The 14,042-nt window shown below is 65.2% G+C and carries 11 protein-coding genes and 1 tRNA gene; all 12 read right to left on the reverse strand.

Annotated elements, in window-relative coordinates; all coding sequences use genetic code 11:
* Positions 1-144: 144 nt before the first annotated feature.
* Complete coding sequence (locus tag KIH75_RS07660; protein ID WP_173552486.1) at positions 145-627, reverse strand: GreA/GreB family elongation factor; 483 nt, start codon at positions 625-627, stop codon at positions 145-147.
* A gap of 80 nt (positions 628-707) precedes the next feature.
* Positions 708-1,115 (reverse strand): FKBP-type peptidyl-prolyl cis-trans isomerase, encoded by a 408-nt coding sequence (locus KIH75_RS07665; RefSeq protein WP_219056162.1) that lies wholly within the window; start codon positions 1,113-1,115, stop codon positions 708-710.
* Positions 1,116-1,298: 183 nt separating this feature from the next.
* Entirely contained in the window at positions 1,299-1,871 is a 573-nt protein-coding gene (locus KIH75_RS07670; protein WP_219056163.1) for a cadmium transporter, read from the reverse strand.
* 178 nt (positions 1,872-2,049) lie between these two features.
* Positions 2,050-2,129 (reverse strand) — tRNA-Leu (locus KIH75_RS07675).
* Positions 2,130-2,204: 75 nt separating this feature from the next.
* A complete protein-coding gene (locus KIH75_RS10135; RefSeq protein ID WP_236028124.1) occupies positions 2,205-3,203 on the reverse strand; it encodes a Ppx/GppA phosphatase family protein in 999 nt (332 codons plus the stop codon).
* A 42-nt stretch (positions 3,204-3,245) separates the two neighbouring features.
* Positions 3,246-3,803 carry a DUF501 domain-containing protein gene (locus KIH75_RS10140; RefSeq protein ID WP_236028125.1) on the reverse strand — a complete coding sequence of 186 codons (558 nt, stop codon included), beginning with the start codon at positions 3,801-3,803 and terminating at the stop codon, positions 3,246-3,248.
* A gap of 129 nt (positions 3,804-3,932) precedes the next feature.
* On the reverse strand, positions 3,933-4,433 hold the full coding sequence (locus KIH75_RS07685) for an FtsB family cell division protein (protein ID WP_219056164.1): 501 nt from the start codon (positions 4,431-4,433) through the stop codon (positions 3,933-3,935).
* 149 nt (positions 4,434-4,582) lie between these two features.
* Positions 4,583-5,881 carry a phosphopyruvate hydratase gene (gene eno, locus KIH75_RS07690; protein ID WP_219056165.1) on the reverse strand — a complete coding sequence of 433 codons (1,299 nt, stop codon included), beginning with the start codon at positions 5,879-5,881 and terminating at the stop codon, positions 4,583-4,585.
* A gap of 86 nt (positions 5,882-5,967) precedes the next feature.
* Entirely contained in the window at positions 5,968-9,498 is a 3,531-nt protein-coding gene (gene mfd, locus KIH75_RS07695; protein WP_219056173.1) for a transcription-repair coupling factor, read from the reverse strand.
* 43 nt (positions 9,499-9,541) lie between these two features.
* Entirely contained in the window at positions 9,542-10,141 is a 600-nt protein-coding gene (gene pth, locus KIH75_RS07700) for an aminoacyl-tRNA hydrolase (RefSeq protein ID WP_219056166.1), read from the reverse strand.
* Positions 10,142-10,361: 220 nt separating this feature from the next.
* A complete protein-coding gene (locus tag KIH75_RS07705; protein ID WP_219056167.1) occupies positions 10,362-10,871 on the reverse strand; it encodes a GNAT family N-acetyltransferase in 510 nt (169 codons plus the stop codon).
* A gap of 244 nt (positions 10,872-11,115) precedes the next feature.
* Positions 11,116-14,042: UPF0182 family membrane protein (locus tag KIH75_RS07710; protein WP_219056168.1), on the reverse strand; the 2,927-nt coding region annotated here is incomplete at its 5' end.

The following is a 14,042-nucleotide window of genomic DNA, read 5'->3' on the forward strand; positions in this document are numbered from 1 at the left end:
GGCGGAACCGCATACCTGTGCGCATACGAGTGGAGGCGCCACCCCGGCAAAGGGTGGCGCCTCCACTCGTATATCCCACATCCGTTGGATCGGATCGCCCGTTTCAGCCGCCTCATGCGACTTGGCGGGCGTTCACGCGCGGGTTCAGCTCAGCGGCTTGGAATCCTTGATGGTCACGGAGATCTCGCGGCCGTTGGGAGCCTGGTAGGTCACGGTGTCGCCGACCTTCGCGCCGTAGATCGCGGCGCCGATCGGGGACTCCGGGCTGATGATGGCCTGATCGGTGGCGATGGCGAGATCGTGCGATCCCAGCACGAACACCTTCTCGCGGCCGTTCATGTCGAGCGTGACCAGGGAACCGTCGCCGACCTTGCCCGCGGGAGGCGCGGTGAGGATCTTGGCGTGGCGCAGTTTGAACGTCAGCTCCTCGATACGGCCCTGGTTGACGCGCTGGGCCTCGCGTGCGGCATGGTAGCCGCCGTTCTCGCTCAGATCGCCTTCGGCGCGTGCCGCGGAGACCTTGGCGATGATCTCGTCGCGGTACTCCCCCTCACGCCACTTCAGCTCCTCCTGCATCTTGTCGTAAGCCTCCTGCGTCAGCAGGAAAACCTGATCCTCTTGTGTCATATCGACTCCTTCATTGTTCGAAGAAAGCGTCGGTGCCCTAGCCGCCGACGCTTCCGATGTATGTCAGTGTTGAACGGTGATCAGCGCGTGGAAATGATATCGACCACGAACACCAGAGTGTCGCCGCCGCCGATGCCGGCCTGCGGGACGCCACGGCTGCCATAGCCATACTCCGGCGGGATGGACACCACGAGACGGGAACCGACGTTGTGGCCCGGCACCGTCTGATCCCAACCCTTGATGACCTGACCCACGCCGATGCCGAAGCTGGCCGGCTGATGACGGTCGAAGCTGGAGTCGAACGGCTCCTCCTTACCCCACACCACGCCGTGGTAGTTCACGGTGACGGTGTCGCCGCGGCGCACCATCGGGCCATCGCCTTCGATGAGCTCCACTGCCTTCAGACCCTTCGGGGCTTCCTCGGTGGGGAATTCAATCTGCGGACGGGCCCCGAACTCGCTGTTCACCTTGGGCATCTGATCTGCCATGTCACAAAACCTCCTATTTGGGCAATGCGCTCTAGATTAGCACCATCGCACGCTTTTGGGCACTTCCACGGCGAAACCGCCGCATTCCGAACACTTCGCACGGTCACGCCGGCATGGAAAAGCGGCCGGGCACAGGTGCCCAGCCGCCGAAGCGTATCAGTGTTCGCCTACACCTACCGGCATCTACCGGTACAATGCGCCGAACATCATCACCATGGCGATCAGACCGAACACCGCGAGCACGATCTGCGCGGCCAGCAGCCCGAAGGCGAGCGGCTTTTTCACGCACAGCTTGGGGGCGAGAAGCTGACCCAGCATGAACGCCAGGAAACCGAACACCGCATAGTTCAACGCGACGGCCAGCACGCTGCCGTTGGACAGCACCACACCGTTGAGCGGTTGGCCGATCGAGTTCATCAGCGAAGTCATGACCAGCAGCCCCCACACGCCGTAACCGATGAAGCCGACGACGCCGTAGGCCAGCGCCCTGAACCGTTCCTTCATGCGCAGGGTGAAGGATTCGGCGCACCACAGCAGGGCGAATCCGACCACATACGTGAACGCGACGGCGACGAACAGCACCACGCACATCCACGGCACCAGGGCGACGCTGCCGCCCAGCATCGACAGGTAGAAGCCGGAGCAGGAGATGGCGCCGATGGCCAGCACCGTGCCGATGATGATGGCCTGCGTCGGCATGATCGGCAGCTCGCCGTTCGTGGTGGTCTTTTCTACGTCGCTCCTGTTGGACGGCATATGCGCTCCTCACATCGTCTCGTGCATGCTGTGGAGCAGCTTACCTGCCGTATGTTTCGCTTGTTTTGCCGTGCCCTGTGAGCGGGATGGCGTGAATGGAATGAACGGATCGCCGCGGATACGGAAAGACCCGCCGTTTCCGGCGGGCCCGTTCGGCTGTCCGTTTCCGCGTCTTCGGTGCCTCCAGCGGGACTCGAACCCGCAAGCCGAAGCGACTGATTTTAAGTCAGCTGCGTATACCGATTTCGCCATGGAGGCAGGTTGGCCGGAACGCCGGAACCCCGTGCGGGGATCATGCTTCCTGCCAGCGCTTATTGTATGCTAGCACGCCGTTCAGGCGGCGAGAAGCCTACGGCCGTAATCAAGCACGAGGCCGTCGAGCAGACCATGCTCGCTGGCCACGAACGAGTCGATCGGCTCGCCGTGATCGGCCTTGGCGGCCTCGCTGACGCGCGACAGCACGCGGTTCCACACCACGGCGCCGCCGCCCACCACGTCGATGCGGCCGGGGTGGATGGTCTTGTATTCGGCGCGTTCGGCGCGCGTCATGTTCAGGAAGCGGTCGTCCACCTTGTAGGCCTCCTCCACGGGCAGACGGTAGCCGTCCACCAGGGTGTGGTCGTATTCCTGCAATCCCATGGCCAGCGCGGTCATGGTGGTGACGGTGCCGGAGACGCCGATGATGGTGCGCGCGCGGCCGGCCGGCACGGTGCGGAAGGCCTCGTCGATATGCTCGTCGATGTCCTTGTAGGCTTCCTCGATCTGCTCGGCGGTGGGCGGGTCGTTCTTCAGGTGGCGTTCGGTCATGCGCACGGATCCGATGTTCATGGAGTAGGCCGCCTGCACCTGGGTGGCGGGGGCGCTTTCGCCGTCGCCGCCGATGACCAGCTCGGTGGAGCCGCCGCCCAGATCGACCACCAGGTACGGGGGCTTCAAATCGTTGCGCGGCACGACGCTCGTCGCGCCCAGGAAGCTCAGATCGGCCTCCTCGGTGCCGGGAATGACCTCGGGGCGTACGCCGAGGATCTCCTCGATGCCGTCCTCGAACTCCTCGCGGTTTGCCGCGTCGCGCGTGGCGGACGTGGCGACGAAGCGCAGACCGTCGACGGGATGCTCCTTGAGGATGTCGGCGAACTCGCGCGCGGCGGCGTAGGCGCGTTCCAGCGCCTCGTCCGCGAAGCGGTGCGTCTTGTCGACGTCCTGGCCGAGGCGGATCACCTTCAGCTGGCGCGGCACGATCTGCGTCATGCCGTTCTCGTCGACGCGCGCCACCTTCAGTCGGATGGAGTTCGTTCCGCAGTCGATGCCCGCCACGGTTACCGATTTCGTCATCGTTTCAGTCCTTCCCTATGCCGGTTCTGCTGTTCGCTTCGCTTATTCCCGCGTCTTGTCGGCGGACGGCCATGCCACGCTGCAACGGCAGACGGTGGGGTCGAATTCGTCCTTGACGCGTTCGAGCACCATGTCGCCGATCGGGTTCACGCCCGGTCCCATCACCAGGGACTGCGCGATCAGGGCGTGCAGGCACTTGACGCGCACGGGCATGCCGCCCGCGGACGTGCCTTCGATGTGCTCCTCGCTGTCGCCCAAGCGTGTGGCGATGGCGTGGCGGAATTCGAGGTACAGCCGGTGCGCGCGCTCGTACGCGGCTTTGACGTTCTCGTCCTCGGCGACCATTTCGCCGTAGTCGCGCATGGATCCTTCGGCTTCGACATGCGATGCGGCCTTGACCGCCTCGGGGCTGGTCAGGTAGCAGGTCGTGGGGAACGGCACTCCCCCGGGCAGCAACGGCCTGGTCACCACGGCGAGCGGGCGGCCGCACACGCAGCGCGCGCCCACGGCCACCATGCCGCGGGGGTATCGCCCCAGCTGCTCCTGCACGATGGCGATGTCTCGTTCCTCAGGCTGCTGCGCGAGAAGCTGCTCTGCCAATGCGTCGGGTTCGATCTGGCTCACTATTGCCCTTCCTGTGTGTAGGTGTTCCGTATCGTGTTCGTTCGATGTGCTTCCATTACCATACCCGCACGCACGCCGTGCGGCGGGCCGCCGGTTAGGCTTGCGCTATTTGTTGTCGGATTGGTCGGCTTCCTTGAAGGCGTACGACAGTTCGCTGTACCACGGCAGCTTCTGCTCGGTCGATTCCTTGCTCTTCGAGGCTTTGGCGTCGGATTCCTTGCCCGTCACCGCCTCCGGGTTCATCACGTGCACGGACTGTTCGCCGGGGAACACGAAGCCGAGCCGTTCGCGCGCCTGCGCCGCGACATAGGATTCGTCGTCCCAGCGGGCGATGTCGTTCTCGAGTTCCTTCTTCTGCGCGATGAGCGCCGCCTCCTGGCGTTTCAGATTGTTGAGATGCGCGAGGTCGTTCGCGTAGGCGTTGAAGGTGGATACCAGCTGGATGGCCGCGACTAGCACGATGAACAGGGAGACGAAGAACGCGATCGGACCGCCCGAGCGTGACGCCCTGCTCTTCTGAGCGTTGCCCTCGCCTTTCCCGTTTTTCCCGGTTCTTCCGGTGGTTTTCGCGGCGCCACCGGATGCGCTGCGCTTCCGTATGCTCATGGTCACCAACCTACCCGGCGCATTCGACTATGCGCAAGGCGCCGTGCGACCCGTTTCGCCGTGTTGCGGGCAACGCGAAAGGGTGGGACGTTCCGAGGAACATCCCACCCTTAGGCGAATGAATCAGATGACGCTATGCGTCAATCAGCTCACTTGGCGATGTACTTCTTGCAGGCCTTGAAAGCACTGTAGCCGGCGTACTGAGCGGTGGAGCCGAGCTCCTCCTCGATCTCGAGCAGGCGGTTGTACTTGGCGATACGCTCGCCACGAGCCGGGGCACCGGTCTTGATCTGGCCGGTGTTCTTGGCGACGGCCAGGTCGGAGATGGTGGTGTCCGGGGTCTCGCCGGAGCGGTGGGAAACCATGGAGGTGAAGCCGTTCTTGGTGGCCAGCTCGATGGCGTCCAGGGTCTCGGTGACGGTGCCGATCTGGTTCAGCTTGACCAGCAGGGAGTTGGCGGCGCCGAGCTCGATGCCCTTGGCCAGACGCTTCGGGTTGGTGACCAGCAGGTCGTCGCCGACGAACTGCAGACGATCGCCGAGGCGAGCGGTGATGGCCGCCCAGTCGTCCCAACCTTCTTCCTGGAACGGATCCTCGATGGAGACGATCGGGTACTCGTTGATCAGGTTCTCGTAGAAGTCGAGCATGTAGCCGGCCTCGCGGTCGTCACCCTCGAAGTGGTACTTGCCGGTTTCCTTGTTGTAGAACTCGGAGGAGGCGACGTCCAGGGAGATGCCGATCTGCTTGCCCGGCTCGTAGCCGGCGGCGGAGATGGCGTCCATGATGTAGTTCAGGGAGTCCTTGTTGGACTTCATCTTCGGAGCGAAGCCGCCCTCGTCGCCCAGACCGGTGGCCAGGCCTTCCTTCTTCAGGACGTTCTTCAGGGTGTGGTAGACCTCGACGCCGGCGCGCAGAGCCTCGGAGTAGGAGTCGAAGCCGTACGGGGAGATCATGTACTCCTGGATGTCGGTGGCGAAGTCAGCGTGGGCGCCACCGTTCATGATGTTCATGTTCGGGACCGGCAGGATGTGGCCGTTGGTGCCGCCGATGTAGCGGTACAGCGGCATGCCGGCGGACTCGGCGGAGGCGTACAGGGCGGCCAGGGAGACGCCGAGGATGGCGTTGGCGCCGAGACGGCCCTTGTTCGGGGTGCCGTCGAGCTCGATCATCAGATCGTCGAGAGCGCGCTGGTCGGCGGCATCCATGCCGATGACCTTCGGAGCGATCTCCTCGTTCACTGCCTTGACAGCGTCGAGCACACCCTTGCCCTGGTAGACGGACTTGTCGCCATCGCGGCGCTCCCAAGCCTCAGCCTCACCAGTGGAAGCACCGGACGGAACCAGACCCAGGCCCTGAGCACCGTCTTCGGTATCAAGCACGACCTCAACGGTCGGGTTGCCACGGGAATCAAGAATCTGACGCGCGTACACGCTTTCAATTGCTGCCACAACTACTCCTTTAAACGCTAGGTTGTGATGTCAATGCCAAGAATAATGGGATTGATGGACGAAACGCCCATTCGCCGGAGGGCGTGTTAGCGGCGCGGCTTGGGCGTCCATGCCAGGTCGTCGAGCAGCTGGTTGAGCCAGAGCATGATCTGGTCGCCGCTCATGGGCTGCGAGCCGAGCGAACCCGCGAACGGGGCCGGGATGATGAGCTGGTGGGTGACCGGGCGGTATTGGAAGCCGCGGTAGATCCTCGACATGCGCATGCGGACCGATTCGGCGGGGTCGATGCGCCCGATGCGCACGCGGTTCGACTGGGCAAGGATCTCGCTGATGCCCATCCTGCGCGCCTTGAACTTGAGGCGTGCCACGTCGAACAGGGTGTCGAACTGCTCCGGCGGCTTGCCGTAGCGGTCGGTCAGCTCCTCGCGCAGCGCGGCCAGGTCATCCTCGGTGCGGGCGGCGGCGAGCTTGCGGTACGCCTCCAGACGCAGCTTGTCGGAATCGATGTAGTCCACCGGAATCGACGCCTCGACCGGCAGATCCACCGACACGGCCATCGGTTCGGCGGCCTTGTCGGGCTCCTTGTACGCTTCCACGGCTTCGGAGACCATGCGCACGTACAGGTCGAAGCCGACGCCTTCGATATGGCCGGACTGCTGGTCGCCGAGCAGGTTGCCGGTGCCGCGCAGCTCGAGGTCCTTCATCGCCACGTCGAAGCCTGAGCCGAGCGCCGTGTTCTGCGCGATGGTGGCCAAGCGGTCGTGCGACTGCTGGGTCATGGGCTTGGACGGATCGTACAGGAAATAGGCGTAGGCGCGTTCGCGGCCACGGCCCACGCGGCCGCGCAGCTGGTGCAGCTGGCTCAGGCCGAACCGGTCCGCATGGTCGACGATCAGCGTGTTCGCGTTCGAGATATCGAGGCCGGTTTCGATGATCGTGGTGCACACCAGCACGTCGATGTCCCTGTGCCAGAAGTCGCGGATCACCTGGTCGAGCTGCTTCTCGCCCATCTTGCCGTGCGCGATGCCGACATGGCTTTCGGGCACGAGCTGGTGGATCTTGTCCGCCACGGAGGCGATGTCCTCCACGCGGTTATGCACGTAGAACACCTGGCCGCCGCGCAGCAGTTCGCGCCGTACCGCGGCGGTGACCTGCGCGTCCTCGTACGCGCCCACGTAGGTGAGCACGGGCAGGCGGTCCTCCGGGGGCGTGGCCAGCGTGGACATCTCGCGGATGCCCGTGACCGCCATCTCCAGCGTGCGCGGGATGGGCGTGGCCGACAGGCTCAGCACGTCGACGTTCGTGCGCAGCGCCTTGAGCGTCTCCTTGTGCTCCACGCCGAAACGCTGCTCCTCGTCGATGATGACCAGGCCGAGATCCTTAAACTTGACCTTCGGGCCGAGCAGCTTGTGCGTGCCGATCACCACGTCCACGGTGCCATCCGCCAGCCCCTCGATGGTCTGCTTGATCTCCTTGGGCTTCTGGAAGCGGCTCATCGCGGCCACGTTGACGGGGAATCCCTCGTAGCGTTCGGTGAACGTCTCGTAATGCTGCTGCACGAGCAGCGTGGTGGGCACGAGCACGGCGACCTGCTTGCCGTCCTGCACCGCCTTGAACGCGGCGCGCACGGCGATCTCGGTCTTGCCGAAGCCCACGTCGCCGCAGATCAGGCGGTCCATGGGACGGGGCTTCTCCATGTCGGCCTTCACGTCGTCGATGGTGGTGAGCTGGTCGGCGGTCTCCTGGTATGGGAACGCGTCCTCGAGCTCCTTCTGCCACGGGGTGTCCGGGCTGAAGGCGAAGCCGGGCGTGCGCTGGCGGGCCGAATACAGTTTCACCAGGCCGTCGGCGATCTCGCGCACATGCTTGCGGGCCTTGGCCTTGGTCGCGGCCCAGTCGGAGCCGCCGAGCTTGTTGAGCTTGGGGGTTTCGGCGCCGATGTACTTGCTCACCAGGTCGAGCTGGTCGGTGGGGATGAACAGTTTGTCCGCCGGGGCGCCGCGTTTGCTGGGCGCGTATTCGATGACCAGGTATTCACGCGTGGACGCGTTCGCGCCGGTGCCGACGGTACGCTGGCGCATCTCCACGAAACGGCCGATGCCGTGCTGCTCGTGCACCACATAGTCGCCGGTCTTGAGTTCCATCAGGTCGATGGCCTTGCGGCGGCGCTTCGGCGTCTTGGCGCGCGCGGCGGCGCTGGTGCGACCGGTCAGGTCACGTTCGGTCAGCAGCGCGACCTTCGCCTCCGTGTCAACGAACCCGTCGACGGCGGCGGAGCGGATGGTGTCGAAGCTCGCGATGCCAGTCTCGTTGATGGCGCGTTTGAGCCTCGCCAACGTGCCCTGCGCGGCGGCGGTGACGGTGACCGCATAGCCTTCGTCGATCAATCCCTCGATGCCTGCGGCGGCACGGCTTTCGTCGCCGCGGAACTCGCCGGGCGCTTCGGCGGCGATGCGCACACGGCCCGTGCGGGAGGTGTCGACGTTGAAATCGGTCAGTTCGATGACGTCATGGTCGGAATAGCCCAGCGAGCTCATGACCTCGTCGAAGTCGAGGAAACTGGCCTCGTCGAAGCTGATGGGTGCGCCGCCGTGCCCGGATGCGGCCACATGCCAGCTGGCCGCGAGGAATTCGTTCGCGGTTTTCATCAGGTCGGTGGCGGCCCTGCGCAGCTTCTCCGGGTCGCTGAGCAGGATGACGGCGTGCGGGTCGATCATGCCAGCCACGGGTTCCATGTCGTCGACGAGCGCGGGCATAAGCGATTCCATGCCTTCGACGGGGATGGCGTTGGCGATGGATTCGAGCATGTCCTCCGCGTTGGGGATGGAGCCGATCAGGCTTTTCGCGCGCGTGCGCACCGCGTCGGTGAGCTGCAGTTCGCGGCAGGGCGTGGCCCAGATGGTGGCGATGCCCCCGCCGTACGTGCGCTGGTCGGAGGCGTGGAATTCCCTGATCCCGTCGATCTCGTCGCCGAAGAACTCGATGCGCACCGGGTGCGGGTAGGTGGGCGGGAACACGTCGAGGATGCCGCCGCGCACGGCGAACTCGCCGCGGTTCATCACCAGTTCGACGCGCGTGTACGCGTTGCGCACCAGACGTTCCACCGCCTTGTCGAGCGCGAGTTCCTCCCCTTTGGTGAACACGAGCGGTTCCACGTCGCCGAGGCCGGCCACCACGGGCTGGATCAGCGAGCGCACGGGCATTACGAGGATGCGGATCGGGCCGAACATGGGGTTGCCGGGTTCGGGGTGTTTGAGCCTGCGGAATACGGCCATGCGGTTCGCGACGGTGTCGGCGCGGGGGCTGAGGCGTTCGTGCGGCAGGGTTTCCCATGCTTCGAGCTGGGCGATGTCGGTGGTCTCTCCGGGGTACCAGGAGCGCAGCGAGTCGACGGTTTCCTCGGCTTCTCGGCTGGAGGATACGACGTAGACGACCTGGCTGGCGTTGCGGTTCGCGGCGATGGCGGCCGCGAGCGCGGGGCGGATGCCCGAGGGGGCTCCGACGATGAGCGAGGCGTCGATGTCGTCGCCTGCGGGTTCGGCTTCGCCGTTCGCGACCGTGGCGAACGTGGTGTCCCGGTCGAGGGTTTCGAGCAGTCCGGCCAGGCTGGCGCGCATCGGGTCGGCGGGCCTGCCGTTGGCTTGCGGCTGCCGTTGTGCCTCAGCGGCCATTGAATTTCTCCTGGGTTTTGGCGAGCCCGTGGAAGATGATCTCCTCGGCGGCGTCCGCGCCGTCGGCGAGGAAGTCGGGCAGCTGCTTGCGCTGGTCGGGGCCGAATCCGCCCAGAACCCAGTTCACGGTGTTGTCGTGCGCGTTGGCACCGCGCCTGGCGTGGCCCACGCCCATGCGTACGCGGGAGTATTTCGGGGTGCCGAGCGAACGGTCGATGGATTTGATGCCGTTGTGGCCTCCGGCGGATCCGCCGGCCTTGACCTTGATGCGGCCGAAGTCGAGGTCCATGTCGTCGTGGATGACGATGACGTGGTCGGGTTCGATCTGATAGTAGGCGCAGATGGAGGCGACGGCGTTGCCCGATTCGTTCATGTAGGTGAGCGGTTTGGCGAGGAAGAACTTCTGGTTGCGCCCGTCGAGGTTCATCACGCCTTTGCCGAGCAGTGCGAGCCCTTTGTGGTCGGAGAGGTTGACCGACCAGCGTTCGGCCAGCACGTCGGCCGTCATGAATCCCATGTTGTGACGGGTGCCTTCGTATTTGCCGCCGGGGTTGCCCAGACCTGCGATCAGCCAGAAATCGGACGCCATGTTCCCACCTTTGCCGTTGTCTTGTGTTCTTATTTGCGTGCGTTGTCTTCGTATGCGCGGCGGGTCGGTCGCAATCCCGCGCCGGTCGCGCCGCGTCTCGTGCCGGCGCGCATGGTGTTCATGCCGGCCGGCGTCTTTCCAAGTGTTTCATTGTACCGCCGTGCGTGACCCGTGGCCGTTCGCCGCGGGCAGATGCGGCGGCGTGTGGCTGCGGGACTGTTTACAGGTCGAGGTACCAGTAGCTCATGTCGCGCATGGTGCCGGTGGAATCGGTGGCCGCGGCGGGCATCAGGCCGAACTGGGTGAAGCCGAAGCGGTGCATCAGGGCGATGGACCCGGCGTTGTCGGCGAAGATGATGCCGCATGCCTTGCGCATGTGGCGTCGGCGTGCCTCGTCGAGCAGCGAGGAGAGCGTGAACGTGCCCACTCCCTTGCCGCGCCATTCGGGCGCGATGTAGTAGGCCAGATCGGCAACGCCGTCGTAGCCGGCCCTGTCGTAGAACACGGAGAGCGCGCTGAAGCCGACGACCTCGCGTGCCCCGTCGCCGCCGGTCGTTTCGGTGACGAACACCGCGTACGGCTCGTGGTGGGATTCGAGCCATGCGCGGCGCTGGTCGACGGTGCGCGGGGTGGTGTCGGCGGACGATCCGCCTTCGCTCACCGCCGCGTTGTAGATGTCGGTGAGCGCCTGGATGTCCGCCTCCGTGGCGGGTCTGTACGTGTATGCCATGCCGTCTCCTTGTTTCCTCTCGTCGGTTCCATGCGTTTCCGTCCGAACCATTCGGACCGTCCGGACCGTTTGAACCGTCTGAATCACCCGAATCATCCGAACCGTTTGGGCTGTTCAGGCCGTTCGGCTTGTTTGCCGCCGCCACCATTGTCGCGCATATGGGAAGGCCGGGGCGGGAACGTCTCACCTCGTCGGTGGGAGCGTCCCGTCCCGGCCTTCGCCGACCGTTACCGGCCTGCCCGCGTCACTTGCTCAGTTCGACGGCCTTGTTCAGCGCCTCCTGCAGTTTCTTCTGCGCGTCGCCGTACGCGGACCAGTCGCCGTTCTTCATGGCGGTCTGACCGTCCTGCATGGCCTTGGAGGCGTCGTTGAGCGCCTGCTGCAGTTCGGGGCTGCGCTGCGCGCCCGACGACGAACCGGAATCCGTCTTGTCGGACTTGCCGGTGCCACCAGACGAATCCGCGCCCGACGAATCGGACGAATCCGTGCCGGACGTGTCCGTCTTGGCCTGCGTATTGCCCGAAGCGTGGTCGGCGTCGCCGGCGTTCGCGCCGGAATCGCCGCCGAACACCTGGTCGAGCGCCTCGTCGAGCGTGTCGGCGAACCCGACCTGATCGCCGAACGCGACGAGCACCTTCTTGAGCAGCGGGAACGACGTGGCGCCGGAGGACTTCACATACACCGGCTGCACGTACACCAAGCCGCCGCCCAACGGCAGGGTCAGCAGGTTGCCGCGCACCACGTTCGTGGAGCCGGACTGCAGCAGGTTGAGCTCCTTGGAGACGTCGGCGTCGGCGTTGAAATTGTTCTGCGCCTGGCCCGGGCCCGGCACGTTCGAATCCTTCGGCAACTCCTGCAATCGTATGGTGCCGTAGTTCGGGCCTATCTTGCCCGCCGTCGAACCCGCGTCGGAATCCACCGACAGGAAGCCGGTGAGGATCTCACGCGTGGACGTGCCCGCGGGGATGTACGAGGAAGTCAGCGAGAACACCGGCTCCTTCGTACCGCCCGTCTGCAAGGTCAGGTAGTAGGGCGGCTGCAGGATGTCCTCGGACTGGGCCTGCTTCGACTCGGTCGGGTCGACCGGCGTCTGCCAGAAATCCTCGCCCGAATAGTACTGGCTGGCGGAGGTCACATGGTATTTGGCGAGCAGTTCGCGCTGCACCTTGAACAGGCTCTCCGGGTAGCGCAGGTGGCTCATCAGATCGCCGGAGATCTCGGACAGCTGGTGGTACTGGCCGGGGAAGATCTTCTCCCACGCCTTGATCACCGGATCCGTGTTGTCCCACACGTACAGGTCGACGGAACCGTCATACGCGTCGACGGTCGCCTTGACGGAGTTGCGGATGTAGTTCGCCTTCTGCGTGCCCAGGCCCTTGACCGTGCTGGAGTTGACGGTGGTGGAATCCTGGGTGGCGGAACCGAGTTCGGTCATCTGCGAGTACGGGTAGGCGTCGGAGGTGGTGTAGCCGTCCACGATCCACTTGACGCGGCCATCCACCACGGCCGGGTACACGCGCCCGTCCAGCGTGAGGTAGGGCGCCACCTTGGCGACGCGTTCGCGCGGCGAACGGTCGTAGAGGATCTGCGACTGGGAGGTCACGCGGTCGGAGAAGAGGATCTGGTCGGAACCGAAGCGGATCGCGTACATCAGCCTGGAGAACAGATTGCCCACGGAGGGGCCGCCGTCGCCCTTGAAGGTGTTGGTCGCGCCCTGGGAGCCGGTCGGATAGTCGAACTCCCAGGAGTCGGTGCCTTCCGGCGCGCCGACGATGGAGTATTCGCTCATGTTCGGCGAGAAGTAGATGCGCGGCTCGTAATGCTCGGATTCGGTGAGCTTGCCCTGGGTGGGGATGCCGGATTCGAAGAAGCGCGGCTGGCCGTCCGAAGTCACCTGGCTGCCGTAGGCCGCCACGACGCCGTAGCCGTGCGTGTACACGGTGTGGTCGTTCACCCAGTTGCGGTTGTCGTTGCCGTCGAGGTTGAGCTCGCGGGCCGCGATCACCGTGTCCTGGCTGGTGCCGTCGATGTTGTACTTGTCGACGGTGAGCGAATCGGCGAACGTGTAGTACTGCTTGGACTGCTGCAGCTGCTTGAAGGTCGGGGACACGACCTGCGGGTCGAGCAGTCGGATCTGCGCGGTGCTTTCGCTTTCCGAACGCAGCGCGCCCTGCTTGCCCGTGGTGGTGGCCTTGTACTGCTCGGTCTTGAGCTTGCCCAGGCCGTAGGCGGCGCGGGTGGCGTCGATGTTGCGCTGGATGTACGTGGATTCCATCTCCTGGGCGTTCGGGTTCACGCGGAAACGCTGCAGCAGGGCCGGCCATGCGATGGTGAGCACCATGGAGACGATGACCGTGACGGCGATGGCGATCAGCGGCGTGCGCCACGCCTTCAACGCGGCGGAGGCGCGCACGCCGATCGGGGCGCTGCCTTCGAGCGCGTGCGAGCGCATGAGCCACACGCCCAGCACCACGCCGAGCACGGCGACCAGCACGGCCATGATGAGCGTGACGGGGATGGTGGCGTTGACGGTGGTGTAGGTGGCGCCGGTGATGCGAGAGCCTTCGGAGGTGAGGGTGGAGAACACGCCGAGCGCGATCTGCGCGGCCCAGCCGAACATGTTGAGCATCAGCCAGATGGCGATCTGGCGGCGGGCGCGCTTGGTGATGGCGAACAGGCCACGGCCGTTCACCGGCATGGTGACGCGGATGCCGCCCATCATCGCATGGGTCGCGACGGAGAACACCAAGCCGACCAGCAGCAGGGTGGACAGCGCGGAGACCATGAGCTTCAGGCCCGGCAGGACGAACACGTAGAAGCCGTTGTCGATGCCGAACTGCGGGTCCTTGACGCCGAAGGGCTGGGCGTTGAACATGAGCAGGACCTGGGACCAGTCGACGTTGAAACGTGCGCCGAACACCACGCCGACCACTGCGGAGACGGCCACGGCCACGCGGCGCGCGTGCTTGGAGCTGACCGACTGCTTGATCTCGACCACGTTATCGTTCACGCGGATGCTGGAGCCGTCCGCCGCGGCGGGGCGCGCGCGGATGGCGAGCCATGCGGCCACGAAGCCCACGATGGCGGTCACCAGCGCGTACGCGGCCCACAGGCCGACCTTCACGCCGAGCTGCGTCCACACGACCGACTGGAAGCCGAGCTGGCCGTACC

Source organism: Bifidobacterium pongonis, from assembly GCF_019331805.1.
Taxonomy (GTDB): Bacteria; Actinomycetota; Actinomycetes; order Actinomycetales; family Bifidobacteriaceae; genus Bifidobacterium; species Bifidobacterium pongonis.